This window comes from Aminobacter sp. 01T433, assembly GCF_056398585.1.
This window is the reverse complement of the sequence record NZ_JBFTPR010000007.1, coordinates 61,850-87,508: the sequence shown is the minus strand read 5'-3', so window position 1 is coordinate 87,508 and position 25,659 is coordinate 61,850. Positions and strand designations below refer to the sequence as shown.

Below are 25,659 nucleotides of genomic sequence, written 5' to 3'. Positions count from 1 at the left end.
TTTTTTGGCTCTAGGTATATTCAGCGCAACAGGCAAACACCAACTTTAGCGCCAACTGATGAGCGCGCACGCCAGCCATGCGACTCAATTGAGCCGGATTGGATAAATAATTTGACCAGTTGCTCGGCAGACTCCTATCCTGAGGATCACAACAAAGGCTTCGGACACGAATTTGAGCGACATCTTTTCCAGGATCGAACATTCGCGGACGGCCGACGAGGTCGTGCAGCAGATCGAGAGCCTGATCCTCGAAGGCGTGCTGCGCGCCGGCGACCGGCTGCCCGGCGAACGCGAGATGGCCAAGCAGTTCGATGTGTCGCGGCCGATCCTGCGCGAAGCACTGAAGGTGCTTGAAGGGCGCGGGCTGATGGTGACGCGCCATGGCGGCGGCACCCATGTCGCCGACGTCATCGGCCAGGTCTTTTCCAAACCGGTGATGGAGTTGATCGTCAACCACCGCAAGGCGGCCGCCGATTATCTCGAATACCGCCGCGAAATCGAAGGATTGGCGGCCGAATATGCAGCCAGGCGCGCAACCACTGAAGACCTGGCCTTGCTCGACGGCATCATGGCGCGGATGGAAGCAGCGCATGCGCGTGCCGATTTCACCGAAGAAGCGGAAATCGACGTCGAGTTCCATCATGCCGTCGGCGAATGCGCCCACAACATCATCCTGCTGCACACGCTGCGCTCCTGCTACAGGCTGTTGTCCGACGGTGTCTTCCAGAACCGGCTGGTGGTGTTTGCCCTGCCCGCCGCCCGCGAAGCGCTGCTCGAGCAGCACAAGGCCATTCATCGCGCGGTGGTGTCGGGCGACCCGGATGGCGCGCGCAAGGCGGCGATGGACCACATCACCTATCTCGAACGCGCCATGAGCGAGGCCGAGCGCAGCGGCGACTGGCAGCGCATCTCGCGCCTGAGGCTGCGGCAGCGCATGGACAGCAAGCCATGACGGGCATGCATTTCCTCGACGCCAAGGGCCCGGAGGGCATTCGCATCTATGCCATCGGCGACGTGCATGGCCACCTTGAGCTTCTGACGGAAATGCACGCGCGGATCGCTGAGGAAATCGATCGCGACAATCCTGCGGACTGGCGCATCATCCATCTCGGCGATCTCGTCGACCGGGGCCCCGACTCCAGGGGCGTGATCGAATATCTGATGGCAGCGACCGCCCGAGACAGCCGCAGCGTTGTCTTAACAGGCAATCATGACGTTGCTTTTCTGGATTTTCTCGCGGAGCCCGATCCCGAGAGCCTGTTTGCAAGACATGGCGGGGTGGAGACTGCGGGATCGTATGGCGTGGTGTTGCGGACGGGTAATTCCGCAGCCCTGCGCACCAGCCACAGCGAACTGGCGCGTGCTGTCCCAGACAGTCATCAGCGCTTCTTGCGCTCGCTGCCTCGTTCGGCGTCCTATGGTGATTTCTTTTTTTGCCATGCCGGCATCAGGCCGGGCATAGCGCTCGACCGACAGGACCCGCAGGATCTCATCTGGATCCGCAACGAGTTCCTGAACTATCCGGGGCTGCATCCGAAAGTCGTGGTGCACGGCCACACGCCGCAGGCCGAGCCAGAGGTGATGGCCAACCGCGTCAATGTCGACACCGGCGTCTATTACTCCGGCGCATTGACCGCGCTCGTCATCGACGGCGCGGAAAAACGGCTGATCTCGGTGGAAGTGCCCGGTTTTAGCGGGCGGCGGTGACGCCGTAGCCGTCAACCACATGATGGTCGGCCGCGGCATCCGCGGCATAGATCCCAAAGCCGCCGAGCACGATTGCCGACAACATGGCGAAGGACAGGAGCGCTGCTTTCAAGGGAGTCATCTCAGGTTGAGCTTCCTGCATTCTGCATGAGCAGAGTTACGAATAAGTTTACGAAAAGTTTAAGCGAAACCGTCGACGCGCGGCATCACGGCCGTGCTTCTAAGTTCGTTCTGTATCGGGCTTATGTCGCGCTGCACTCAGAGACGGTTCATTCGCGATACCATCGCCAACTGGCGCGGGGCTGTCTTTAGAAAGGCTTTCAGGCACAATCCAGCCGGCAAATGGCTATGCACAGCGGATTTTTTTCGACGTGCCAAAAATGTCACGGAACCGCTGGTTTTGTGGTCAGATCGCCGCCACCCAGGCGCGTGCCAGCGCCATGCCGACAGCATCGGCCTCAGGGCCGTGAAGTGCTGCCTCGCTGTCGTGGCGCGTGGGCCAATCGGGGTTGCGCTGGGCGATGACCTCGGCGAATGCCTCGTTCCATTGGCGCACCATTGGCCGGTCGGCCTCAAAATGGAACTGAATGCCGTAACCGGCGCGACCGATACGAAATGCCTGGTTGCCTGTCACCGAACTTCCGGCAAGCCGTACCGCGTCCTCGGGCAGAGTGAAGGTGTCGTCGTGCCACTGGAAGATCGGGAAGCGTTGGGGCAAATCGCTGAAAACGAGATCGTCCTGCGCTTCGTCGGTCAAGGTAATGCCATGCCAGCCGAATTCGGTCGACCCGCCGATGCGGTTGTGGCCGCCGAAGGCGCGGGCAAGCAATTGGCCGCCGAGGCAGATGCCGAGTACTGCCTTGTCCTTTTCGACAAAATCGCGGGCAAGTTCGAGCAAAGCGGGGAAATAGGGCGAGTGCGCATCGTCGCGGGCATTCTGGCCGCCGCCGAGCATGATCATCGCATCATGGCCATCGGCATCGGCCGGCAGGGCATCGCCGAGATAGGCGTTGCACTGATCGACCACCGCTTCCACTTCGGCAAGGGCGGAGCCGACCTGGCCGAGGCCCGTATCGGCAAAATTCTGGACGATCAGAACGCGCATTTCGGCCCTTCCGCAGCAACGTGACAAAGTTGCGGCGAGCCCTATCATGCGCCGCGCGACGCAGCCAAGAAGGAACAGCTATGCCACTGCAGAACCGGGTCGACCCTTTCGGCGAGATCCATGCCGATCCGGCGCGTGGCATGTTCACCGGCAATCGCGGCATCATCCACGACCCTGAGACGAAGACGCTTCTGAAAAAGCGGTGGGCAACCAAGGCATGGATCACCTGCGCACTGGCATTCAAGGGTGCCAAGCGCATGCCGATGGGGCGAAACCGCCCCGGCGGCAAGACAGGCTGGACCGAGCTGTTCTTTCTCGACGAGGTAACAGCACTCGCCGCCGGCCACAGGCCATGCTTCTTTTGCCGGCGCGAGCGGGCAAAAGCCTTCAGCGCAGCCTATGCAGACGCCTTTGCGGCCGACGATCCCAAAGTGGGCGAAATCGATGCACGGCTGCATGTCGAGCGACTGGCTTCAGGCGGCAAGGCAATCGAAGTCGACCGGCATGGGCTTGCGCTCCTGCCTGACGGCGCGATGGTTTCCGACGGTGAAGCCGACTACGCCATCCGAAACGGCCACGCCTTGCGCTGGTCGTTCTCGGGCTATGGACCAAGCCTTGGCTTCGACGAGTTCGGCGCAACCGAGATGTGCCTAGTTACGCCAGCAACAACCCTTGCAGTACTACGCCAAGGCTATCAGCCAACATGGCATCCGAGTGCTGCGCGAGAGTAGATCACCCGCTCAGCCCGTCTCCCGCGCCTTTCGGTGCGCTTCGAGAACCGCTGAGAAATAGCCAGGCGGAACCGTCATCGTCAGCATGTCACGGCGTCCCATCACCTTGAACGACATGCCGGTTTCGGCTCGGCGCGCCATCTCCTCCTCGGTGAGGTTGATGCCGACGACCTCCTTGATGATGCAGAAGTCGGCACAGCTGACGCGCTCGCGATCGATTGCTGTCGTGCTTACCTCTTCGCCATCAGCATAGGCCTGCTTGAGATAGACCCGCTTTGGGTATCGACCGGTGACGAGTATCTGGAACTTGTCGTCAATGGACGGACGCTCCTGATTGATCCAGCTGCGGATCAAGTAGGTGTTTCCGAGCAGGTTCCGGTCATGGAAAATCAGCGGCCCGGAGACTTCGATCGAACCGGTATGCGGATCGTGCTCAACCGAGATGTTCTTGGAAACCTGCTCCTTTTGTGCTGCCGGCACGATGGGAACGCCGTAGGCGGCGGCGAGCTGCGCACCGCAGCCTGCCAAAAAGAGACACGCAATGATGACGCGCAAGATGGTCATGATGCTCCCCCAGCAAGAACATACCATGAACATATTGCATTGGATAGTGCCCAGGAAGAAAAGCCGGGTCTTGACCGCCGCCGTGGGCTGCCGCATTCCTCGCCGATGCGTGCAAACTACAAGATGCAACGGCTTTTCGTGCCGGACGACCTCGCCCACGGTGCCGGCTTCGACGCCAGCCCGCAGCAGAGCCACTATCTCGGCAATGTGCTTCGCCTCGGCGAAGGTGCCGAGGTTTTGCTGTTCAATGGCCGCGACGGCGAATGGTCGGCCAAGATCGCTGCCAGGACCAAAAAGGCGGTGCGGCTGGAGGTGCTCGAACAGCAGCGCCCGCAGCCAGATCATCCCGATCTCATCTATTGTTTTGCCCCGTTGAAGGTGGGCCGGCTCGACTATCTCGTGCAAAAGGCCGTCGAGATGGGCGCCGGCGCGCTTGTGCCTGTCATCACCCAGCACACGCAGCTGGCAAAACCCAGCATCGAGAGGCTGCGGTCCAATGCCGTCGAGGCGGCCGAGCAGTGCGGCATCCTTGCCATCCCAGAGGTGCGCGAGGCCGAAAAACTTGAGCGACTGCTGAGCAATTGGGACAACGAGCGGCGGCTGATCTTTTGTGATGAGGACGCCACCACCAACAATCCGATGGCGGCACTGCAAGGCATCAAGGAGCGCAAGCTTGCTCTGCTGGTCGGACCAGAGGGCGGGTTTTCCGACGACGAGCGGCGCATGCTGCGCGCTTTGCCCTTCGTCACTGCGATCCCGCTTGGCCCCCGCATCCTGCGCGCCGATACGGCAGCGGTGGCGGCTCTGGCGGTGATCCAAGCCGTGATCGGCGACTGGTAGGACGACCGGCGAAGGCGTATTCCTGTCTGGAGATTGACCAAAAATTGGAATGAGCAGTCCGCAACGGGACAATTCCAAGCATCAACATTTCAATATCGGCCGCGGAATCGATCAATTCCTGTTGACGAAGGCTCAGGATTTTTCGCTTGATCGGCAGGCGCTCGATCGTACATCAAGCGCCCGCGGTCCTTCCGCCCTTCAGGAGAAGCATACATGGCGCGCGACACCACTGATTTCCGGCCGATCGAGGGGATGGACGAACTCGTCGACTATCTCGCCGCCGGCAACAAACCGCGCGACAAATGGCGGATCGGCACCGAACACGAGAAGTTCCCCTTTTATGTCGACGGCAACGCGCCGGTTCCTTATGGCGGTGATCGCGGCATCCGCGCGCTGCTCGAAGGCATGCAGCAGACGCTCGGCTGGGACCCGATCATCGATGCTGGGCGCATCATCGGCCTTGTCGAGCCGACTGGCCAGGGCGCGATTTCGCTAGAGCCAGGCGGGCAGTTCGAGCTTTCCGGCGCGCCTGTCGAATCCATCCACCAGACCTGCCGCGAGGGCAACGCGCATCTGGCGCAGGTGCGCGAGATCGCCGAACCGCTCGGCATCCGCTTCCTCGGCCTTGGTGGCAGCCCGAAATGGACGCTGGCCGAGACGCCGCGCATGCCGAAATCGCGCTACGACATCATGACCGCCTACATGCCCAAGGTCGGCACCAAGGGCCTCGACATGATGTACCGCACCTGCACCATCCAGGTGAACCTCGACTTCGAAAGCGAAGCCGACATGCGCCGCAAGATGCAGGTGTCGCTCAAGCTGCAGCCGCTTTCGACTGCACTCTTCGCCAACTCGCCCTTCACCGACGGCCGCCCCAACGGCATGCAGAGCTGGCGCGGCGACATCTGGCGCGACACCGACAACCAGCGCTCGGGCCTGCTCGAATTCTGTTTCTCGCCGGAATTCGGTTTTGCCGACTATGCGGAATGGGCGCTCGACGTGCCGATGTATTTCGTCATTCGCGACGACCGCTATCACGACATGACGCATATGACCTTCCGCCAGTTCATGGCGGGTGCGGCGCGCAACGAGATCACCGACGGCATGCCGACGATGGGCGACTGGGCCAACCACCTGTCGACGCTGTTCCCCGACGTGCGGCTCAAGCGTTTCCTTGAAATGCGCGGCGCTGATGGCGGCCCATGGCGCCGCATCTGCGCGCTGCCGGCCTTCTGGGTCGGCCTGCTCTACGATCCGGCAGCACTCGACGCGGTTGAAGCATTCACCAGGGACTGGACCTACCAGGAAGTTCTTGCGATGCGCGACGCCGTGCCCGAGCAAGGCATTTCGGCTCCATTCCGCAACACCACGCTGCGCGAGATCGGCCGAGAAGTGCTGGCCTTGTCGCGCCAGGGGCTGGTCAACCGTGGCCGCAAGAACCGCGAAGGCTTTGATGAGGCCGGCTTCCTCAACACGCTCGACGAGGTGATTGCGCGTGGCACGACGAGTGCCGAAGAAATGCTCAACGCCTACAACACGCGCTGGGGTGGTTCGATCGAACCGGCGTTCCTCGAATACGCATACTAGGGGCTCCGAAAGCCCCTTCAACCGCCTGCGAAAAGGCACTACGCTCCCTCCTCGGTGAATGACCCGAGGAGGAAAAAATGCTGCCACTGTTCGAGATGCTGGCCAATGCCCAGAACGGCAACGGCATGGAAGCGCTGTCGCGCCAGTTCGGGCTGAGCCAGCAGCAGACGCAATCGGCTGTCGAAGCACTGATGCCGGCCTTCAGCCAGGGCCTTAAGCGCAACGCCTCCGATCCTTACGGCGTCGGCTCGTTCCTGCAGGCCATGGCGAACGGCCAGCACGCCAAATATTTCGACGACGCCTCCCGCGCCTTCTCGCCTCAGGGGGTCGATGAGGGCAATGGCATTTTGGGCCATCTGTTCGGCTCGAAGGATCTGTCACGGGCGGTCGCTGGCCAGGCGGCACAGGCCACAGGCATAGGCCAGGACGTGCTCAAGCAGATGCTGCCGGTGATTGCCTCGATGATCATGGGCGGGCTGTTCAAGCAGTCGACAGGGCAGATGCAGGCGGCCAGCGGTTTTGGCGGCGGCAACAATCCGCTCGGCGACATCATCGACCAGATGATGCGCCAATCTGGTGGAATGGGCGGGGGCGGAATGATGGGCGGCGGAGCGGCCCCTCAGCAAGCACCGCAGCAGACGCAAGCGCCCGACCCGTTCGACAATCCGTTCGGCAAGGTGCTGAAGGACATGTTCGGCGGCGGACAAGCGCAGCCGCAGCCCACCCAAAGTCAGCAGGCACCACAGCAAAGCCCATATGGCGACAACCCGCTGGGCAAGATCTTCGAACAGATGCTTGGCGCCGGGAGCCAGACCGCCACGCCAGCACCACAGCCACAACCACAGGAGCAGGCCGCGCCAAAGAACCCTTATGACGACCTGTTCGGCAAGATGTTCGAGTCCGGCCGCCAGCAGCGCGACGACTATCAAAAGGGCGTCGAATCGATCTTCGATCAGTTCAGCAAGGGCATGGACAGGCAGCGGTAAGGGAGTACGGCAGTAGGGCAATAGGGCAGTGACGTCTAACCCTACTGCCCTACTGCCCTACTGCCCTACTGCCCTATCCCAAAGAAAAAGCCCGGTCCTTGGGAGGACCGGGCAACGTGCAGGCAAGGCCGGAGGGGACCGGCTGGGAGTGGGGAGCCTGCGAAACTCAAGCGACGCGGCGGGCCATGGCCTCGACGTTTTCGCTGCGCGATTGCCTGATCGAGCGCAACCTGACGGTTGGGTCACTGGCAAAAGGCAGGTCGACAGCGACATACAGATCGCCACGGGTGAGCCCGACATCAGCCAGTTCAGCATCGGTCATCTCGCCAAGGCGATAAAAGGCGCGTCGGTTTTTCCAGGCGCGCAAGAGATCGGCGGTGTAATTGACGATACGCATCGCATTCACCGGCCGAGCCGCGGAATGCGTCGTCTCAGTGGAATGGTCGAGCGTGGTCATAGCGATCTCCCTTAGGGACAAACGGGTCCCTTCCGGCTGGCGTTCCTTTTTTCGCCGCACCGGTCCGATTCACATGCTTCATGTGGACGATGAGAGAGTGCTCTCGCCGTATTGATTAATCCAACGAATGTTTCTAATCTTTACTATCAATGTTCATGATGGAAACGACGATGGCCGCTCCGCTCGATCTTGACCAGCTTCACACCTTCATCTCCATCGTCGACACCGGCAGCTTCACGCGTGCCGCCGACGAGGTGCATCGCACGCAGTCGGCCGTGTCGATGCAGATGCGCCGTCTCGAGGACCGCATCGGCAAGGCGCTGTTCGAGAAGGAAGGGCGCATGAACAAGCTGACCGAGGATGGCGAACGGCTCCTGACCTATGCCAGGCGGCTTTTGCACCTCAACCGCGAAACGCTGGCCGCTTTCGACGATCGGGCGCTGGAAGGCACGATCCGCATCGGCGTGCCGGACGATTATGCCGACCGCTTCCTGCCCGAGATCATGGCGCGGTTTTCGCGCTCCAACCCGCGCGTCGAGCTCTCGGTCCTGTGCGAACCCACGGTCAATCTCGCCGACCAGATCCGCCGCGGCAATCTCGACATCGCGCTGGTGACGCAATGCGAGGACACCAGGCCAGCCGAGATCGTGCGCAATGAACCTCTGCTTTGGGTGTCGTCGTCGAGCCACATGGTGCATGAGGAAAAAATCCTGCCCATGGCCTTCGGCAGGCCGAACTGCCAGTGGCGGCGGACGGCAACCGAGATGCTCGATGCGTCGGGGCGCCAGTACCGCGTGCTGTTCACCAGCTGGTCGGCGACGGTCATTGCCGCAGCGGTTCTTTCAGGGCTCGCCGTTTCGGTGCTGGCCGAATGCGCATTGCGGCCGGGCATGCGCGTGCTTGGCGAAGCTGACGGGTTCAGGCCCCTGCCCGACTGCCGGATCGGCATCATGCGTGGCCATACCAGCCGGCCTGACATCGTCGATGCGCTTGCCCGCCACATCTCGGAAAGCCTCGACAACATCTCGGTGCCGACGACCGAAGAAACCGGCACGTTCGATTTCGCCGCCCTCGCGGCCACACGTGGGCGCCGGCTCAGGCCGAACCACATCATGCCGGGATGGTAGGCGACAACTGAGCGGCAAAGCTTGACGAGGGGGGCTACCCGGCCCTCAATCGCGCCATGAACGAACTTGCCACCGAATCACGCACCAACGCTGCCGAATACACCGTCAGCGAGATCTCCGGCGCGCTGAAGCGTACCGTCGAGGACGCTTTCGGCAATGTGCGGGTGCGCGGCGAAATATCAGGTTATCGTGGGCCGCATTCGTCGGGCCATGCCTATTTCTCGCTGAAGGACGACCGCGCCCGCATCGAAGCCGTGGTGTGGAAAGGCACGATGAGCCGGCTGAAATTCCGCCCCGAAGAAGGGATGGAGGTGATCGCCACCGGCAAGCTGACGACCTATCCCGGTTCATCGAAATACCAGATCGTCATCGAAAGTCTGGAGCCTGCGGGCGCCGGCGCGCTGATGGCATTGCTGGAGGAGCGCAAGCGCAAGCTTGCAGCCGAGGGCCTGTTCGACGACAGCCGCAAGCAGCTCTTGCCGTTCATGCCGCTGGTGATCGGCGTGGTGACCTCGCCGACCGGTGCCGTCATCCGCGACATCATCCATCGCATCAAGGATCGCTTTCCGCTGCATGTGCTGGTCTGGCCGGTACGCGTGCAGGGCGAGACCTCAGGCGCGGAAGTGGCCGCCGCCGTCAACGGCTTCAACGCGCTCGCCGATGGCGGTGCGATCCCGCAGCCCGACCTTTTGATCGTGGCGCGCGGTGGCGGCAGCCTCGAAGACCTCTGGGGCTTCAACGACGAGGCGCTGATCCGAGCGGTTGCCGCTTCCCACATCCCGGTCATTTCAGCCGTTGGCCATGAGACCGACTGGACGCTCATCGATCTTGCCGCCGACAGGCGCGCGCCGACGCCCACCGGTGCTGCCGAGCTTGCGGTGCCCGTCAAAGCCGAGCTTGAGGCGACACTTGCCAATCTTGGCGCACGGCTGCGCGGTGCTGTCTCACGCATGATCGACCGGCGCAGCCAGGCTGTGCGGGCAGCCGCCCGCGCCCTGCCGACGCCCGACCAGCTTCTGGCGCTGCCGCGCCGGCGCTTCGACGAAGCGACAAGCCGGCTTGGCCGGGCGCTGATGGTTGCCACCGAGCGCAAGCGCGCGCGGCTTTCCGCAGTGCGCCTGTCGCCAGCCACCTTGGCGCGGCGGATCGGTGAGACGCGGCGACATCTCGACCGCGACATGTTGCGCGCCGACGCAGCGCTACGGGCCATGGTGCGCGAAAAGCGCATCCGTTTCGATCGCACCCAAGGTCGGCTTTCGCCGGAGCCGCTGGTTCGGCGGCAAGAGGTCTATGGCCAACAGCTCGCCGCACTGGAACGGCGCGGAACGCTTGCGATCGGGCGCAGGCTCGAACGGGCGAGGACCGGACTTTCCCAGGCTGACCGGCTGATGGCAACGCTGTCGCACAAGGCGGTTCTGGCGCGCGGCTTTGCCCTGGTGCGCGATGCCGATGGTGCGGTGCTCAAGCGTGCCGCCGACATCGCCACGGGCGCTTCATTGTCGATCGAGTTTGCCGATGGAACAGCGAATGCCATCGCCACCAGTGGCGACGCCAAGCCCAAGCCGTTGGCCAAGCCCGTCGCCAAGGTCAAGGAACCCGGCAACCAGGGCAGCCTGTTTTAGGGTTAGTCGCCCACTGGCTTGGAAAGCACAGGCGGGACAAGCGGCGAAACGAACGGTGCGCTCCACGAGCCCCCAACGAAGAAGGCCGTCGGCCGCGTTTCAGGGGTAGCCGTGGTCGCGGGGTCCTTCGCCTCGATGGCCCCCGACAGGGCCAGCCCGCGCCCGACATAAGGCACGATGCCGGTCAGCCAGATGCGGTTGGTGGCAGTCCGTGCCTCGGCCTTGTCGATCTTGGCAACCCCGTTGGCGATCGTCGCCTTGAGCTCGACGCCATCAACGGGCACAGTGCCACCCTTGACTTCATCCAGCGAGAAGAAGCCGCCTTGCGAGGTGCGTTTCAGGAACGCCTGAAGGTCGATCCCGGCAATGGCGCCGACGCCGAAAGTGGCAGCCACCGAACCGTTGGCATTCTCAAGCAGTGCATTCCAGCTCAGGCCCGGTCCATTGAGGATCACAGACACGGTGCCACGGCCGATCGGCACGATATGGCTCATGCCCGCAGCGGCACCAAAGGCGCCACCATCGATGTCGGATGCCAGAAGCCGCATCTCGGCCTGCGTGCCGCCGGCCTTGCGATCGAAGCGGATGCTGGCCTGGACATTGCCACCGAAGGCTTCGGCGTCGGAAATGTCGAATGCGGCCAGGCCGCCCTTGACCTGCGCGGTTGCCGCGACCTCGGCGAGTGCGATGGAGCCGGCCGTCGCCTTGGTTGCCGAGAGCCGGAGATCGAGATTGATGCGGTCGGCGAAGCTCGTGTCGATCTGGGACGTGCCTGGATTATTCGTCGGCGCCATCGGCGCGAAGGACGAGGCGAAGGCCATCAGGTCGAGCGTGTCGAAGGCAAGCGTGCCCGAAATCGACGGCACCGGGCCGGCCAGCGACACGTCCAGGATGCCCATGCCGGGATTGCCGTCGAGCGTGACCTGGGCGTTCTCTATCTTGAGGCGCGACAGATCTCCGGTGACCTTGGAGGCGAGCGAGATCGAGCCGATTGGGCTGCCCGGAAGGACGCCGGGCTGCGACCATTCGAGCATCCGCCTGAGCGAAGGTGCCGACAGCTTGGCCTGACCTTCGACATGCATGTCGGCAGCCATGCTTATCGTGCCGTCGAAGGACGCCTCCACCGGCGCTGATTTCACCGAAGCAATGACAGGTGCGGTGCCGCCGGCGAACAGCACCAGCGGGCGCGGCGAGGACAGCTCGATCGCCACTTGTTCGCCGCGCCAGACCCCGCTGGCCGTCAGCTTTCCAGCCTTGTTGAGCGCCGGCAGGCTTGCCTTGCCGGTGAGGTCGCTCAAAAGGTCGGCCTCGCCCTCGGCCGCGACAGCCACGACACGGCCGTCGATAAACTCAACCGTGCCGAACTGGTCGGATGACAAGGTGCTCAGATCCGGTTCGGCCGGGTTGGCGGCGACGGTGGCCCGGGCGCTTTCGATCGCCCGACTGAGACGCCCGCCGCGCGATTGGGGAATCTCAAGAGCGCCATTTGCCAGGCGCTTGAGGCGAAGCGTCGGCCTGATGAAATGCGCATCGGAGAAATCGACATTGCCGCTCAAGGCTGAGAGCGCGGACAGTTCGATGTCGACACGCTCGGCCTCTATCACCGGCGAGCCTCCCGCGTCCTCCCAGTCCGTCAAGGTCACGTCGGTGAGGGTGGCCCGGAAGACCGGCCAGATTTCGATGTCGGGGGCGCCGTCGATCGAGACGCGAAATCCGCTCCACGCGCTCATCTCGAAAGCGATGCGGTCCTTGACGATCTGGGTGGAGGCGATGAACGGCAATGCCGCAACAGCGATGGCGATCAAGACGGCAATGCCGACGATCGCCCAGATGCTGCGCCTGAACAGTGGTGATGGCATGTTGCCCTTATGCTGCCCGTGCTGCGCGGATATGGGAATTGGGTGTAACCGAGACACGCGCCATTTCAAGTCTTTGTGGCCTGGCGATGACGTTTGCGCACAGCGCAATGGCTTAATTCGACATTACCTTGATCTGCTGCAATGCGACATGCATAACCATGCACGGTTCTGGGAGAGATGCCGATGACTGTTGAAACGCCGCTCTGGACGCCCTCGTCCGCGCAGGTAGCTGCGGCGCCGTTGATGGCGTTCATGGCTCAGGCGAGCCAACGCGCCGGCCGAAAATTCTCCAGTTTTGCCGATCTGCACGCCTGGTCGATCGCTGAGCGCGCGGCGTTCTGGGACCTGGTCTGGGATTTCTGCGGGGTCATCGGGCAAAAGGGCAGCCGCGTGCTGGTCGATGCCGACAAGATGCCGGGTGCGGCGTTCTTCCCCGATGCGAAGCTGAATTTCGCGGAGAACCTGTTGCGTGGTTCGGGCAGCCGCGAGGCGATCGTCTTCCGCGGCGAAGACAAGGTCGAGCGGCGGCTGAGCTGGGACGAGCTTTCAGCACTGGTGTCGCGGCTGCAGCAGCTGTTCGTTTCGCTCGGCGTCAAACAGGGCGACCGGATCGCGGCGATGATGCCCAACATGCCCGAGACTGTCGCAGCCATGCTGGCAGCGGCCTCGATCGGGGCGGTGTGGTCGTCGTGCTCGCCCGATTTCGGCGAACAAGGCGTGCTCGACCGCTTTGGCCAGATCGAACCGAAACTGTTCATCGTGCCTGACGGCTACTGGTATGCCACAAAACGCATCGATGTCAGCGAGAAGGTCGCGGCCGTGGCAAAGCGGCTGCCAAGTGCCGCCAAGGTGCTGGTGGTCGACTATCTCGGCGATGCCACGCAGGTGGCGTCAGGCATTGCCAAGGCTGAGGCGCTGGACGATGCGCTGGCGCCGTTCGTGGCAAAGCCGGTGACGTTTGAGCCCCTGCCGTTTTCGCACCCGCTCTACATCCTGTTTTCGTCAGGCACGACCGGCATCCCCAAATGCATCGTGCATTCGGCCGGCGGCACGCTCATCCAGCATCTCAAGGAACAACGCCTGCATGCCGGGCTGAAATCCGGCGACCGCTTCTTCTACTTCACCACCTGCGGCTGGATGATGTGGAACTGGCTGGTGTCGGGCCTGGCCTCGGAAGCGACGTTGTTGCTCTATGACGGCTCGCCTTTCCACCCCGACGGCAATGTGCTGTTCGACTTCGCCCAGGCCGAGGGCATGACCTATTTCGGCACCTCGGCGAAATTCATCGATTCCGTGCGCAAGGCCGGCTTGAGGCCGATCGACAGCCACGATCTTTCCACGGTCCGCACCATCTCGTCGACCGGCTCGCCCTTGTCGCCGGAAGGTTTTGCCTTCGTCTATGAAGGCATCAAGAAGGACGTCCATCTCGCCTCGATTTCGGGCGGCACCGACATCGTTTCGTGCTTTGTGCTCGGCGTGCCGACCGAACCAGTGTGGTCGGGCGAGATCCAGGGTGCTGGCCTCGGCCTCGCCGTCGACGTCTGGGACGACAACGGCAAGCCGGTGCGCCAGGAGAAAGGCGAACTCGTCTGTACCAAAGCCTTCCCGGCGATGCCGATCGGCTTCTGGAACGACTTGGACGGGAAAAAATACCACGCCGCCTATTTCGAGCGTTTCGACAATGTCTGGTGCCATGGCGACTTCGCCGAATGGACTGTTCATGGCGGCATGATCATCCATGGCCGGTCCGATGCGACGCTCAATCCAGGCGGAGTGCGCATCGGTACCGCCGAGATCTACAACCAGGTCGAGCAGATGGACGAGATTGCCGAGGCGATCTGCATCGGCCAGGACTGGGACGACGACGTCCGGGTCGTGCTGTTTGTGCGCCTGGCGCCCAACATCACTCTCGACGAGGGGCTAGAGAAGCGCATCCGTGCCAAGATCAAGATCGGCGCCAGCCCGCGCCACGTGCCGGCGCGCATCGTCTCCGTCACAGACATCCCGCGCACTAAATCCGGCAAGATCACCGAACTTGCCGTCCGCGACATCGTCCACCACCGCGCCGTCAAGAACAAGGAAGCGCTCGCCAATCCCGAGGCACTGGAGCTTTATCGCGACATTCCAGCACTGCAAAAATGAGCGCATGGCGCCCGTATGCTTAACGAAAGGTGAAGTGTAAATTTACCTAGACTTCAGGAGTGGTACACTTTCGTAAACTTTTCATTATCCAGGTAAGGAGCTGTTAATGTTCGGGGCCGATATTCGTGCCTAACTTGAGGGAGAAATCCCTTTCCTCGCCTTCGAGGATAGCCGTTTGCTCAAGTCCCCGTTGAAACAGCATCTCCTTTAAGGCGCCCGATCAGGCGCCTTTTTCTTTGGCTGAAGTGGCGAGAATTTAGAGCGAGGCCTCGGCGTCGCGTACCAGCGCACCGGAAAGCAGCACCACCGGCACCATCGCCGTGATGATGATGACGATCGCAGCGACTGCCCCCTCCTCCGGTACGCCGCGCGAGGCGTTTTCGTAGACATGGGTGGCAAGCGTGCTGAAGCCGAAGGGCCTGAGCAGGATCGTCGCCGACAGTTCCTTGACGGTATCGACGAAGACCAGCACGGCAGCGGTGAGGATGGCCGGCTTGAGCAGCGGCAGCAGCACGCTTGTGGCACTTTGCGCCGGTGTCTTGCCCAGGCTGCGCGCCGCCTCGTCGAGGCTGCCGGGCAGCTTTTCCATGCCGGAGCGCACAGCACCTTCGGCAAGCGCGACGAAGCGGATGGTGCAGGCAAGAATGACGGCGGCGGCAGAGCCGGTGAGCAGAAGCCCGGTTGAAAAGCCGAGATAGGCGCGGGCGAAAGCGTCGATCGAATTGTCGAAGCGCGCGAGCACAAAGAGCAGACCGAGGCCTAGAATGCCGCCGGGCAAAGCATAGCCCACCGACGCCAGCCGCACTGTAGCGGCCATGGCGCGGGTCTTGGACAGGCGCTGGGCGTTCAGCAGAAACAGCGCGATGGCAACGGTGATGGCGGCGGTGAGCGATGCGGTCATCAGGCTATTGAGGAATGCGCGCGCCACATCTGGCGACGCGAACTGTTCAAGCCGGCGCGAGGCATATTGGCCGAAAATGGCGATCGGCACGCCGAAGCCGCTGAGGATCGGCAGTAGTACGGCAACCGGCAATGCAAAGCGCGTCCAGCCCTTGAGCGCCACCCTCGGCGGATGAACCTTGAGATGGGTGCCCCGACCGGCATGAAAGCGCTGGCGCCTTCGCGCCCATTGCTCGGCGACAAGCAGCAACACGACGAGAACCAGCATCAGCAGCGCGATCTGCGCTCCGCCTTCCAGGCTGCCACGGTTGAGCCAGGTTGTGTAGACCGCGACGGTCAGCGTGCGGACGCCGAAATATTCGGCAGCGCCGATATCGTTGATCGTTTCCATCAATACCAAAGCAACGCCGGCAACGATGGCCGGACGCGCAACAGGCAAGAGCACGCGCCAGAACACTCGCGCCGGACGGGCACCCAACGTGCGGGCGACATCGGCGATGTTGCGACCCTGCATGAGGAAGACGATGCGCGTGGTGAGATAGACGTAGGGGTAGAGCACCGAAGCGAGCACAAAGGCTGTGCCCCAGGTCGAGCGAATGTCGGGAAACCAGTAGTCGCGGATGGTCTGGAAGCCGAAGATTTCACGGACCAGGCTCTGCACCGGCCCTTGGTAATGGAAGAATTCGCCGAAGGCGTAGGCCGCGAGATAAGGCGGCACGGCAAGCGGCAGCACCAGCGCCCATGACAAGATGCGGCGGAAGGGAAAATCGTATGCGACGACCGCCCAGGCACAGGCAACACCCGCGACCGAGGTCAGTGCGGCCACCATGGCCAGCAGCGCAAGCGTCGTACGCGTCGCGCCCGGAAGGACGTTTGCGATCAGATGCGGCCAGTCCTCGCCGGTGCCCGAAAACGCAACGAAGACGAGCGACAGCACCGGCAGGATGACGACAATGCCGACGGCAAGCGCCAGCGTGCCGATCAAAGGATGGCGCAGACGTTTGACGGGCAAGGCTCGGACGTTCGCGGCAAAAGCCACGCCAGAAACACCACCATTTGCTCCGCCAGTCGTCGGCAAGGCAACTTCCTTGTAATGCGGAAAAGCCGGGCTGATTGCCCGGCCCGGCTCTTCCTCAGAAATCTGACCGCCCGATCAGCTGTTCGGGCCGTCGTCGAGACCGACGCGATCGACCATTTCGGACGCCGCCTTGCGGCCCTTGGCGATGTCGACCAGCGGCAGTGTGTCGGCGTTGAGCGTACCGAAGGCCTTGACCGTCTCGGACGGCTCAAGGCCCGGCTCTACCGGATATTCGTAGTTCTTTTCGGCGTAGACCTGCTGTGCCTTGTGGCTGGCCAGGAAGCGGATCAGCTTGACGGCATCATCACGATGCGGCGCGTACTTGGCCAGTGCTGCACCCGAGATATTGACGTGGGTCAGGCCGTTTTCCCAGGTCGGGAAGAGCACATTGATGGCGTTGCCCCATTCCTTTTCCTTGGGGTCCTTCTCGTTGTTGCGCATAAGGCCGACATAGTAGGTGTTGCCGATGGCAATGTCGCACTCGCCGGCGGCAATGGCGCCAGCCTGCGGACGATCGCCGCCGTCGGGCTTCTTGGCCAGATTGGCCTTGAGGCCCTTCATCCACTCTTCGGTCTTCTCCGGACCCCAATGGGCGATCGCCGACGAGAAGAGCGCGAGATTGTAGTCATGCTGGCCCGAGCGCATGCAGATCTTGCCCTTCCACTTGGGATCGGCGAGGTCAGCATAGGTGATGGCCGTGTCCTTGACGCGGTCCTTCGAGGCATAAATGACGCGGGCGCGCTTGGTCACACCGAACCAGTTGCCTTCGGGATCGCGATATTCGGCCGGCAGCAGCTTGTTGATCTCTTCATCGACCAGCGGCTGGGTGACGCCCTTTTCCTTGGCCGACGTGAGACGAGCGATATCGACAGTCATGATGACGTCGGCGGGCGAGTTCTGACCTTCGGCCAGGACGCGTTCCTCAAGACCCTTGTCGAGGAACAGCACTTCGGTCTTGATGCCGGTTTCGGCCGTGAAGGCATCGAGAACAGGCTTGATCAGGTCAGGCTGGCGATAGGTGTAAATGTTGACGACACCATCGGCGAGCGCCGACGTAGTGAAGAGCGCCGCAACCGCAAAAGCGTAGCCGGCAATCGCCGACCGGGCGTTGTTGATCTTCATTTTTCTCTCCTGGCCAAAGGGGTCAAAGTCCCTCGAGGAACAAGTCAAAGCCTCGGTTTCGAGGCTGTCTCCCCTATGGTCATTGTGAGACTTCCAGTCAAGTTTAAAGGTCAATCTTTTCAATAGTTTAGAATTATTCTAAACTGGATTGTTTCGCACCGGATTCAATGGCTTGTTCAACAAATTCTAACAATCGCCGAGGCAGGTCACGCCAATGTGCACAAAATGTCGCACCCTGCCGTCCTGGCGTTATTCGGCAAGCACCCGCGTCGAGGGGAATGTCACCTCGACCAGAGTGCCCTCGCCCGGCGTCGATGCAATGGCAAAGCGGGCGCGATTGGCCTCGACCATCGCCTTGGTCAGCGGCAGGCCGAGGCCAGTGCCGTCGCCGCGCGTGCGCTTCAGCGAATTGATCTGCTTGAACGGCTTCAGCGCCTGTTCGATCTCGGCCTGGCTCATGCCGATGCCGGTGTCGCGTACCCGCATGACGATGTCGCCGGATGTCTCGTAGGCGGTGGAAACGATGACCTGGCCGCCGGCCTGGGTGTAACGCACAGCATTGGACAGGATATTGAGCGCGATCTGGCGGATGCTGCGCCGGTCGGCAACGATCTCCGGCAGGCGCGACGCGAAGCTCGAACGAATGATGACGCGCTCACGATTGGCTTGGGGCTGCATCATGGCGACGGTCTCGGCCAGCGTGTCGTTGAGCGACACCGCCTCATAGTCCATCTCCTGCTGCCCAGCCTCGATCTTCGAGATATCGAGCAGGTCATTGACCAGCGATAGCACGTGATTGCCCGAGCGGTTGATGTCGCGGAGATAGTCGCGGTAACGGTCATTGGCGACGGGGCCGAACTTCTCATCGACCATCAGCTCGGAGAAGCCGATGATAGCGTTGAGCGGCGTGCGGATCTCGTGGCTGATACGGGCGAGGAAATCGGACTTCTGCGACGACGAGCGCTCGGCCAAGGCGCGCGCCTGGGTCAGTTCTTCCTCAGCGCGCTTCCACTGGGTGATGTCGCGAACCACGGCGCAAAAGCCGCTCTCGTTGGGCAGACGCCCAATGGTCATGAACAACGGGATGAAACGCCCTTGCGACTCGCGGCCGATCACCTCGCGGCCATCATTGAGCACGCTTGCAACGCCGTGGTCGGAAAGGCCAACAAGATAGTCGCGCGCGGCGCGCTGGCTCTCGATGGCGAAAAGCGAATAGAACGGCTTGCCTGTAACCTCGTCGCTGTCGAAGCCAAATAGAGCTTCCGCAGGCCGGCTGATCGAACGAATGGTGCCATCGCGGTCGATAAGGACGACGCCGTCAGTCGCTGTGTCGATGATGGTGCGCATCTCAGCGAGGCGCTCTTCGAGTTCGACCACCTGCTCGGAAGCATCCTCGATATCGTCGTCGCCGCTGATGCGGCGCACGACCAGCATCAACGCCTTGCCATCCTGCCACGGCACGGACCGAAGCACCGCTTCGATCGGAAACTCCTCGCCGTCGCGGGTCTTCAACCTGAGGTCATGGTCCGAGCCCGGTTCGTCGCCGTAGCTTTCGGCAAAAAGCGCGTCGAGGCCACCGGCCTGCGCCAGCTCGTCAACAGAGGCGTATCCCGTCAGGTCGAGGAACTCGGCGTTAGCGTAGTGGAGCACATCGCCGGCATGGATCAGTACCGGCACCGGCAGTTGCTCGAGAATCGGCGCGTCGACAGGGGTGTCGCGCCCCGCGGCGAAGGACGGAATGACGTCTTCGGTGCGAAGAGGCGGCTTTTCGGGCTCGTCGCGTTCGACATCGGCCTGTTCGAAGGCATCAGATGGACGGACGGACGACAGTGTGACGATTTCGGCGCTCTCGGTCCCCAATTGCTCGACAGGTGCCGACTCAGTCTCAGGCGTTGCGGGCTCTGCTGTTTCAGAAGTCGGCAGACGTGCCTCAGGCTCAGCAGCCACAGATGCATGCTCGGCGATTTCAGCAGCGGCGGCTTCCGAATAGGCCGCGATCTCGGCCGATGCCGCTTCGCCATTCTTCTCGGTGTCGGACGTCTCCGCCGCCTGGGCGTCGCTGACCGCTGCGGACGCCGATTGCTGCCTTGCAGCCACGATCTCGTTTGCTCGCTTCAACTTCTCGCCGATTTCGCGGAAGGCGCTGCGCTCGACGCTGGATAGCCCCTTGCCATTGGCAGGCTCTTCCACCGCTGCCGGCCGATGTTCGGCAAGCCGGATCACCTTGTCGGAATAGCGGCGGTCCTGCGTGGGTCCGACCTCGAGCGCTGGCACTTCACCGGCAAAAGGATCTGCCAGCCCCTCGGTCCCGACAGGAACCTCCTCGACAGGCTGTTGCGGACTTTCGGCTTCCGGCTGCCCGGGTTCCGGCTGCTTGGCCCCGGGTTGCACGACATCAGGCAGGCTTGCCTGCGTGATGGGCGATTCGACTGCGGCGGGCTCATCAGCGGAAGGCTGCTCGGCAATGTCTGCGACTTGTGGCTCGGCCTCTTCGGCATGTTTGCCATTGGGCACCAGCGCCAGGCCGATGCGCTCATGATCGAGGACAGCTTCTCCGGGGCGCGCTACGCCGAAGCCGCGAAACCCTTCGAACGTGCGGTCGCGGCCATAGACCGGCAAGGCGGCAAGATCGACGGGAATACGCTTGTCGGAGCCAGCGACCGGCCACAGCACCGAGCGGCCGGACCAGGTGTCGCGGCGCTGCAGGAGGCCGGCGATTTCGCCTGATGGGTCGAGCTCGAAGGTATTCGACACATCCTGGAAACGGCGTCCGACGACATCGGCGGCATGTTCGCCCACGACTGCGGCGAATTCGGGCGAAATCGCGCTGAAGCGGCTTTCGGCGTCGGTGCGCCAGACGAAGCGAACCGGCGCGGCCGAGCGGTCGGTTAGCGGTTTTGCCTGTGCCTGCTGGGGCTGCGTCGGCAAAGCCTCGGCGGCCGCTACTACTGCGGCAGGCTCCTCGACAGGCTTCAAGGCCGCAACCGGCTCTACAACTGGTTCAGGGAGGGAAGCCGGCTCATCGGCTGGCACCTCTGTCACCACTGATACAACAGGTGTTTCAGTCTGCTTGGCAGCCATCGCTCGAACAGTGGCACCCGCCTGGCTTTCGCGTTCCTCGGGGCTGAAATACCAATGATCGTGATCGGCATCCCCCTGAGGATGCACTGTTGTTGGCGATGATGCCGACGCTTCGTCACGGGGGCGCTCGCTGGGCGCAGTGGGCGCCATCACCAAAGGCGCGTCCGCCTCCTGGTCGGCGTCGTCCATCGACTCGAGGCGCTCGTCGACGACGACAAGCAGGTGCCGCGCCGGATCGTCGCTCAACCGCGCCAGCCCGGCCGGCAGGTAGCCGCCAGTGGCGGGGATCGCCCGCTTGATGATGCGGTCACGCTCGCGAGCCACTGATGAGACCAGTCCGGCAAGCGTGGAAGTGGCAATACCAAGTTCGGCAAAGCCGTCGGTCGCAGCTTCAATCTCGCCGCCGCCATCGACAAAGGCGAGAAAATGGCCCGGCTCGGTGAAACCCTTGATGGCGTTTGCGGCAATGTCCCTTGAACCGCGCGAGCTGGCTTGAGCTGCCGGCACCGCAAGCATGATCGCAGTTGCGCCATCAGGCAGCCGAACCGAGCTTGCCGCGAAGGCGACAGCGCTGCTGGTCATGCCGGATGCCACGCGAACCATGATCGATCGGTCGCGGCCGATCTCGGGGAATCCGGAGGTGGCGGCGATCTGGCGGCGGGCGGCCATACCCAGACGCGCGGGCGCTCCGATCACCGCATCGATGTCGTCATAGCCGAGCACGGCAGCACCGGGACCATTGGCCCAGAGCACCTGCTCAAGATCGACCGACAGAACGACGATAGCGTCGCCCGCAGCGAAACGCTGCCTGACACGATCGACCACCGCGACGTCGATAAAGGAATAGGCTGCTGACGGCATTCACATAACCCGCAAGGCACGCATTCTCGTAATTAATGCTTTGTTAATAAAAGCCGTCATCGCCCAGGTCTAGCAAACAGGTGCACCATAGCGGCATTATTCTCGCCACGTGGTTAACCCCAGCGGATCAAAATGGTGCACTGCAACATGGATATTGCAATGCACCATAAAATGCCCTATATGGAGCATGCGAATAAACGAGACGGGTGACAACACCCCGTCCAGTCCACAGGGTGAGACAATGTCCAAGACCAAGACCGCAGAATTCGCAGATACCATTGAAATGCCGAGCTTTGACGTTTCCAAGGCCTCCGACCAGTTCCGCGTCTTCGCCGAAAAGGGCGTCGAGCAGTCCAAGGAAGCTTACACCAAGCTCAAGAGCGGTGCCGAAGAGGCGCAGAAGACCATCGAGACAAGCTACGAGACCGCCCGCAGCGTGACCAACGAGCTGTCGCTCAAGGCGATTGCCGCGCTCCGCACCAATGCCGAGGCCGGTTTCTCGCATCTCGAAGCTCTGGCCGGCGCCAAGACGCTGTCGGAAGTCATCGAGTTGCAGACCTCTTATCTGCGCGGCCGCGTCGAGCAGACCGTCGAGCAGGCCAAGGAATTCCAGGCAGTTGCCTCGAAGGCCGCCGAAGACGTTTCGAAGCCGGTCAAGACCGCTTTCGAAAAGGCACTGAAAGACCTCAAGGCCGCTTGATAGCGCCTGAAGCAGATACCCGGCGGGCGGTTCCTCCTCCCTCTGCCTGTCGGGCGAAGCGGCCAGCACCTCCTCCCGCTGGTCATTACAGGAAAAGGCCGGCTCCTCCCGCCGGCCTTTTTCTTTTTTCGCGGTGCCGAAACGCCTGAAATCAACGACTTCCCACAGGCAGCGCAAATCGCCGCAGTGGATTATGCGCAAAGCTCTTGAAATGCGTTCGAAGAGTCCGTATTGACGCCGCACCAACAGGTACGCGGTTGTAGCTCAGTTGGTTAGAGCGCCGGATTGTGGATCCGGAGGTCGGTGGTTCGAGCCCACCCAACCGTACCATTTTTCTTCCAACAAAATCGGACACATAGTTAGCCACCGCCAATCGGCGAGGCGATTTCCGTGCCGCACTGTGTTGCAAATCGATTTCCAGAGATTGCTGCTGGCGACGGCCAAGCGACATGCATCGCAGCAGGGTTGGCCGAATCGCCAGGGCCAATGGCTAGCCGACGATCATGCATCGGTACCGGTGGCTGAGATGTCGTGAAGTTGCGGTGGGAGAGCGCCGCTCAAGCAAAGCCGTGGGCTCCCTCCCACCAGTTGCGCCAGCCCCATGCCCCGCAACAGCCCAATTTACCACCTGTCCCAGCGCAGCGCTATCGACGCACGGTTTGTTGATCGCTGATGGGGCGCCAAGGAGACGGCGAGTGGAGCCTCTCGGGCTTTGGGGGCTGGGGTAGAGGCCCCACTCACGCATTTTGTTGCCGGCAAATGCGCTGGGTGAACGCACCAGACAACAAAGGCAGCTTAACACCTCGTCGGGGGTATGCGCGAATCACACGTTTGAAGGAGCCTCGACCCAGCTTCTGGTGTCGGAACTGCAATCTGCCCACTCAGACAGGCATCAATGCAAAACGGCGCACTTCGGTCGAAGCGCGCCGTTTTTGTCCCCCAAAGGACAGTTAGTCAGAACTGGCGGGGTGGTGTTAGCGGCAAGGAGCCTCGTAGCTCATGGGATTGCCGTTGCGGTCGTACATCGGACGGCCGCGGCTATCCAACTGCTGGTAGCGGCATTGGCCCGGAGCCGTGCCAGCACCGATCATGGCGCCGGCGAGACCGCCGATGACCGCGCCCGCGACAGTCGCGCCGGTGTTGCCGCCGATGGCCTGGCCAACGAGTGCGCCACCGGCTGCGCCAACGGCACCGCCGCCCAAGGCACGTTCCTGCGGGGTGTTACAGGCCGCTGCGGCCAATGCGACGAAAGACAAAACTGCGGCCGTAGCCATAAAACGTGTCATGTACCCTACTCCTCAAGATTATCGCCACGACGCTATCATGGCGACTTTGGCTTATCCAGTGGCATATCCTTGGAAAGCCTGACCTTTTGGGCTTTCCACGACCTTGCATTTCCATTTTTGGCCGCTTGTGCCCGGCGTTGCTGACGGCTGGGCTGCGTGCCGGCTTACCCCCGTTGCGCGGCCTGCTCGTCGCGCAGGCGCTGGACCTCGCGCTGCTTGTTGACCAGCGAGGCGGCAATGACACCAACGGCGACGATAGCGATCAGGATGGTACAGGCAGCATTGATCTCGGGCGTCACGCCAAGCCGCACCTGGCTGTAGATCTTCATCGGCAGGGTTGTTGCGCCCGGACCCGAAGTGAAGCTCGAAATCACCAGATCGTCGATGGACAGGGTAAAGGCCAGCATCCAGCCAGAGATGATGGCCGGCAAGATCACCGGCAGCGTGATCTGGAAGAAGGTTTTCACCGGCGGAGCCCCCAGATCCATTGCCGCCTCTTCGAGCGAACGGTCGAAAGTGACCAGCCGCGACTGCACCACGACCGCGACAAAGCACATCGAAAAGGTGATGTGGGCGAGCGTGAGCGTGAAGAAACCGCGATCGAGCCCGACAGCGACGAACAGCAAAAGCAGCGACAGGCCGGTGATGACTTCCGGCATGACCAGCGGGGCAAACACCATGCCCGAAAACAGCACCCTGCCCTTAAACCGGGTGTAGCGGGTCAACGCCAAGGCAGCGAGCGTGCCGAGCACGGTGGCAAGTGTCGCCGAGATCAGGCCGACACGGATGGTCACCCATGCGGCATCCATCAGGCCCTGATTGTGAAACAGCGAGACATACCATTTGGTCGAGAACCCACCCCAAACAGTGACAAGCTTGGATTCGTTGAAGGAAAAGACGACCAGCAGCACGATGGGCAGATAGAGGAAGGCAAAGCCCAAAACGATGGCTGAGATGTTGAAGCGGCTCCAGCTCGAATTCATCTCAGCGCTCCTGTTCCTGGGCGCGTGCCTGCGCCTGCTGGAAAAACATGATCGGCACGACGAGAAGCAGAAGCAGGATCACCGCCACGGCCGAGGCCACAGGCCAGTCGCGATTGGCGAAGAACTCGTTCCACAGGGTCTTGCCGATCATCAGCGTCTGCGAACCGCCAAGCAGGTCGGGAATGACGAACTCGCCCACTGCTGGAATGAACACCAGCAGGCAGCCGGCGATGACGCCGGGCAATGACAGCGGGAAGGTAATCTTCCAGAAGGCGGTGATTGGCGGGCAGCCAAGGTCCTGTGCCGCCTCGATCAGCGAATAATCCATCTTCTCGAGCGCCGAATAGAGCGGCAGGATCATGAATGGCAGATAGGAATAGACGATACCGATGAAGATCGCCGTATGGGTGTTGAGGATCACCAGCGGCTCGTCGATGACGCCGGTGGCGAGCAGGAACTGGTTGAGCAGGCCCTCGGGCTTGAGGATACCGATCCAGGCGTAGACCCGGATCAGGAAGCTGGTCCAGAACGGCAGGATGACCAGCATCAGCAGCGTCGGACGGATGGTCGCCGGCGCACGTGCCATGCCGTAGGCGATCGGATAACCGACAAGCAGCGCCAGGAACGTCGAGATCCCCGCGATGATGACGCTTGAGACATAGGCGTTGAAGTAGAGCGCGTCCTGCGTCAGCCAAAGATAGTTGTCGAAGCTGAACTCGCCGATCTGCGACATCAGGCCGGAAAAGCCGTCGGAAAGGCTAAGCACCGGCGTGTAGGGCGGCATGGCGATCGCGGTGGTCGACAGCGATATCTTGAAGACGATGAAGAAGGGAATGAGGAAGAAAAACAGCAGCCAGAGATAAGGAACGATGATGACGAGGCGATCGGTGACGGCCGAAAGGGGGCGTTTCATCTCTCCAC

General features: G+C 62.2%; 21 protein-coding genes and 1 tRNA gene. 11 read left to right on the top strand and 11 right to left on the bottom strand.

Features of this window, described 5'->3' with window-relative positions; genetic code table 11:
• Nucleotides 1-172 precede the first annotated feature (172 nt).
• Together AC1DLV_RS13990 and AC1DLV_RS13985 are read left to right on the top strand one after the other, a co-directional pair.
• Entirely contained in the window at nt 173-952 is a 780-nt protein-coding gene (locus AC1DLV_RS13990) for an FCD domain-containing protein (RefSeq protein WP_476802078.1), read from the top strand.
• Complete coding sequence (locus AC1DLV_RS13985; RefSeq protein ID WP_476802077.1) at nt 949-1,707, top strand: metallophosphoesterase family protein; 759 nt, start codon at nt 949-951, stop codon at nt 1,705-1,707. Before AC1DLV_RS13990 ends, AC1DLV_RS13985 begins: the two co-directional genes overlap by 4 nt.
• On the opposite strand, the gene AC1DLV_RS13980 is transcribed toward AC1DLV_RS13985, so the two are convergent.
• On the bottom strand, nt 1,691-1,819 hold the full coding sequence (locus AC1DLV_RS13980; RefSeq protein ID WP_476836183.1) for a hypothetical protein: 129 nt from the start codon (nt 1,817-1,819) through the stop codon (nt 1,691-1,693). The two genes, AC1DLV_RS13985 and AC1DLV_RS13980, sit on opposite strands and share 17 nt — an antisense overlap.
• Nucleotides 1,820-2,113: 294 nt before the next feature.
• Entirely contained in the window at nt 2,114-2,812 is a 699-nt protein-coding gene (locus AC1DLV_RS13975; RefSeq protein WP_476802076.1) for a type 1 glutamine amidotransferase, read from the bottom strand.
• Between the two features lie 80 nt (nt 2,813-2,892).
• Between AC1DLV_RS13975 and AC1DLV_RS13970 the strand changes: the two genes are divergently transcribed.
• On the top strand, nt 2,893-3,543 hold the full coding sequence (locus tag AC1DLV_RS13970; protein WP_476802075.1) for a hypothetical protein: 651 nt from the start codon (nt 2,893-2,895) through the stop codon (nt 3,541-3,543).
• Between the two features lie 9 nt (nt 3,544-3,552).
• On the opposite strand, the gene AC1DLV_RS13965 is transcribed toward AC1DLV_RS13970, so the two are convergent.
• Entirely contained in the window at nt 3,553-4,107 is a 555-nt protein-coding gene (locus tag AC1DLV_RS13965; protein WP_476802074.1) for a hypothetical protein, read from the bottom strand.
• Nucleotides 4,108-4,212: 105 nt separating this feature from the next.
• Between AC1DLV_RS13965 and AC1DLV_RS13960 the strand changes: the two genes are divergently transcribed.
• The 3 genes from AC1DLV_RS13960 to AC1DLV_RS13950 all read left to right on the top strand — a co-directional run bounded on the left by AC1DLV_RS13960 (nt 4,213) and on the right by AC1DLV_RS13950 (nt 7,520).
• On the top strand, nt 4,213-4,947 hold the full coding sequence (locus tag AC1DLV_RS13960) for a 16S rRNA (uracil(1498)-N(3))-methyltransferase (protein ID WP_476802144.1): 735 nt from the start codon (nt 4,213-4,215) through the stop codon (nt 4,945-4,947).
• Between the two features lie 213 nt (nt 4,948-5,160).
• Nucleotides 5,161-6,534: a glutamate--cysteine ligase gene (locus AC1DLV_RS13955; RefSeq protein ID WP_476802073.1), complete on the top strand. Its 1,374-nt coding sequence runs from the start codon at nt 5,161-5,163 to the stop codon at nt 6,532-6,534.
• 77 nt (nt 6,535-6,611) lie between these two features.
• Nucleotides 6,612-7,520: a DUF937 domain-containing protein gene (locus tag AC1DLV_RS13950; RefSeq protein ID WP_476802072.1), complete on the top strand. Its 909-nt coding sequence runs from the start codon at nt 6,612-6,614 to the stop codon at nt 7,518-7,520.
• A gap of 166 nt (nt 7,521-7,686) precedes the next feature.
• On the opposite strand, the gene AC1DLV_RS13945 is transcribed toward AC1DLV_RS13950, so the two are convergent.
• Entirely contained in the window at nt 7,687-7,977 is a 291-nt protein-coding gene (locus AC1DLV_RS13945; RefSeq protein WP_476802071.1) for a DUF1127 domain-containing protein, read from the bottom strand.
• Between the two features lie 170 nt (nt 7,978-8,147).
• Between AC1DLV_RS13945 and AC1DLV_RS13940 the strand changes: the two genes are divergently transcribed.
• A complete protein-coding gene (locus AC1DLV_RS13940) occupies nt 8,148-9,104 on the top strand; it encodes a LysR substrate-binding domain-containing protein (RefSeq protein ID WP_476802070.1) in 957 nt (318 codons plus the stop codon).
• A gap of 56 nt (nt 9,105-9,160) precedes the next feature.
• Nucleotides 9,161-10,726 carry an exodeoxyribonuclease VII large subunit gene (gene xseA, locus AC1DLV_RS13935; RefSeq protein WP_476802069.1) on the top strand — a complete coding sequence of 522 codons (1,566 nt, stop codon included), beginning with the start codon at nt 9,161-9,163 and terminating at the stop codon, nt 10,724-10,726.
• Between the two features lie 2 nt (nt 10,727-10,728).
• On the opposite strand, the gene AC1DLV_RS13930 is transcribed toward xseA, so the two are convergent.
• On the bottom strand, nt 10,729-12,585 hold the full coding sequence (locus tag AC1DLV_RS13930; protein ID WP_476802068.1) for an AsmA family protein: 1,857 nt from the start codon (nt 12,583-12,585) through the stop codon (nt 10,729-10,731).
• A 183-nt stretch (nt 12,586-12,768) separates the two neighbouring features.
• Between AC1DLV_RS13930 and AC1DLV_RS13925 the strand changes: the two genes are divergently transcribed.
• The gene (locus AC1DLV_RS13925; RefSeq protein WP_476802067.1) at nt 12,769-14,727 is read left to right on the top strand and encodes an acetoacetate--CoA ligase; all 1,959 of its coding nucleotides are present in this window, start codon (nt 12,769-12,771) and stop codon (nt 14,725-14,727) included.
• A 256-nt stretch (nt 14,728-14,983) separates the two neighbouring features.
• Here the strand turns inward: AC1DLV_RS13925 and AC1DLV_RS13920 are convergent, their stop codons facing one another.
• The 3 genes from AC1DLV_RS13920 to AC1DLV_RS13910 all read right to left on the bottom strand — a co-directional run bounded on the left by AC1DLV_RS13920 (nt 14,984) and on the right by AC1DLV_RS13910 (nt 21,769).
• Nucleotides 14,984-16,705, bottom strand: coding sequence for an ABC transporter permease (locus AC1DLV_RS13920; RefSeq protein WP_476802066.1), 1,722 nt, complete (start codon nt 16,703-16,705; stop codon nt 14,984-14,986).
• 75 nt (nt 16,706-16,780) lie between these two features.
• Complete coding sequence (locus tag AC1DLV_RS13915) at nt 16,781-17,827, bottom strand: Fe(3+) ABC transporter substrate-binding protein (protein ID WP_476802065.1); 1,047 nt, start codon at nt 17,825-17,827, stop codon at nt 16,781-16,783.
• Between the two features lie 249 nt (nt 17,828-18,076).
• Entirely contained in the window at nt 18,077-21,769 is a 3,693-nt protein-coding gene (locus tag AC1DLV_RS13910) for a PAS domain S-box protein (protein WP_476802064.1), read from the bottom strand.
• Between the two features lie 241 nt (nt 21,770-22,010).
• Between AC1DLV_RS13910 and AC1DLV_RS13905 the strand changes: the two genes are divergently transcribed.
• Both AC1DLV_RS13905 and AC1DLV_RS13900 read left to right on the top strand, forming a co-directional pair.
• Nucleotides 22,011-22,469, top strand: a complete 459-nt coding sequence (locus AC1DLV_RS13905; protein WP_476802063.1) for a phasin — start codon at nt 22,011-22,013, stop codon at nt 22,467-22,469.
• Nucleotides 22,470-22,722: 253 nt separating this feature from the next.
• A tRNA-His gene (locus AC1DLV_RS13900) sits at nt 22,723-22,799 on the top strand.
• A 644-nt stretch (nt 22,800-23,443) separates the two neighbouring features.
• Here the strand turns inward: AC1DLV_RS13900 and AC1DLV_RS13895 are convergent.
• The 3 genes from AC1DLV_RS13895 to AC1DLV_RS13885 form a co-directional block, all read right to left on the bottom strand.
• Nucleotides 23,444-23,755, bottom strand: coding sequence for a hypothetical protein (locus AC1DLV_RS13895; protein ID WP_476781378.1), 312 nt, complete (start codon nt 23,753-23,755; stop codon nt 23,444-23,446).
• 164 nt (nt 23,756-23,919) lie between these two features.
• Nucleotides 23,920-24,738, bottom strand: a complete 819-nt coding sequence (locus AC1DLV_RS13890; RefSeq protein WP_476802062.1) for an ABC transporter permease — start codon at nt 24,736-24,738, stop codon at nt 23,920-23,922.
• Between the two features lies 1 nt (nt 24,739).
• Nucleotides 24,740-25,651: an ABC transporter permease subunit gene (locus AC1DLV_RS13885; protein WP_476802061.1), complete on the bottom strand. Its 912-nt coding sequence runs from the start codon at nt 25,649-25,651 to the stop codon at nt 24,740-24,742.
• Between the last annotated feature and the right edge of the window lie 8 nt (nt 25,652-25,659).

Coding starts and splice junctions, on each gene's coding strand:
- AC1DLV_RS13985 (WP_476802077.1), top strand. CDS start 949: ATGACGGGCATGCATTTCCTCGACGCCAAGGGCCCGGAGGGCATTCGC.
- AC1DLV_RS13975 (WP_476802076.1), bottom strand. CDS start 2,812: ATGCGCGTTCTGATCGTCCAGAATTTTGCCGATACGGGCCTCGGCCAG.
- AC1DLV_RS13970 (WP_476802075.1), top strand. CDS start 2,893: ATGCCACTGCAGAACCGGGTCGACCCTTTCGGCGAGATCCATGCCGAT.
- AC1DLV_RS13965 (WP_476802074.1), bottom strand. CDS start 4,107: ATGACCATCTTGCGCGTCATCATTGCGTGTCTCTTTTTGGCAGGCTGC.
- AC1DLV_RS13960 (WP_476802144.1), top strand. CDS start 4,213: ATGCGTGCAAACTACAAGATGCAACGGCTTTTCGTGCCGGACGACCTC.
- AC1DLV_RS13955 (WP_476802073.1), top strand. CDS start 5,161: ATGGCGCGCGACACCACTGATTTCCGGCCGATCGAGGGGATGGACGAA.
- AC1DLV_RS13950 (WP_476802072.1), top strand. CDS start 6,612: ATGCTGCCACTGTTCGAGATGCTGGCCAATGCCCAGAACGGCAACGGC.
- AC1DLV_RS13945 (WP_476802071.1), bottom strand. CDS start 7,977: ATGACCACGCTCGACCATTCCACTGAGACGACGCATTCCGCGGCTCGG.
- AC1DLV_RS13940 (WP_476802070.1), top strand. CDS start 8,148: ATGGCCGCTCCGCTCGATCTTGACCAGCTTCACACCTTCATCTCCATC.
- xseA (WP_476802069.1), top strand. CDS start 9,161: ATGAACGAACTTGCCACCGAATCACGCACCAACGCTGCCGAATACACC.
- AC1DLV_RS13930 (WP_476802068.1), bottom strand. CDS start 12,585: ATGCCATCACCACTGTTCAGGCGCAGCATCTGGGCGATCGTCGGCATT.
- AC1DLV_RS13925 (WP_476802067.1), top strand. CDS start 12,769: ATGACTGTTGAAACGCCGCTCTGGACGCCCTCGTCCGCGCAGGTAGCT.
- AC1DLV_RS13915 (WP_476802065.1), bottom strand. CDS start 17,827: ATGAAGATCAACAACGCCCGGTCGGCGATTGCCGGCTACGCTTTTGCG.
- AC1DLV_RS13910 (WP_476802064.1), bottom strand. CDS start 21,769: ATGCCGTCAGCAGCCTATTCCTTTATCGACGTCGCGGTGGTCGATCGT.
- AC1DLV_RS13905 (WP_476802063.1), top strand. CDS start 22,011: ATGTCCAAGACCAAGACCGCAGAATTCGCAGATACCATTGAAATGCCG.
- AC1DLV_RS13895 (WP_476781378.1), bottom strand. CDS start 23,755: ATGACACGTTTTATGGCTACGGCCGCAGTTTTGTCTTTCGTCGCATTG.
- AC1DLV_RS13890 (WP_476802062.1), bottom strand. CDS start 24,738: ATGAATTCGAGCTGGAGCCGCTTCAACATCTCAGCCATCGTTTTGGGC.
- AC1DLV_RS13885 (WP_476802061.1), bottom strand. CDS start 25,651: ATGAAACGCCCCCTTTCGGCCGTCACCGATCGCCTCGTCATCATCGTT.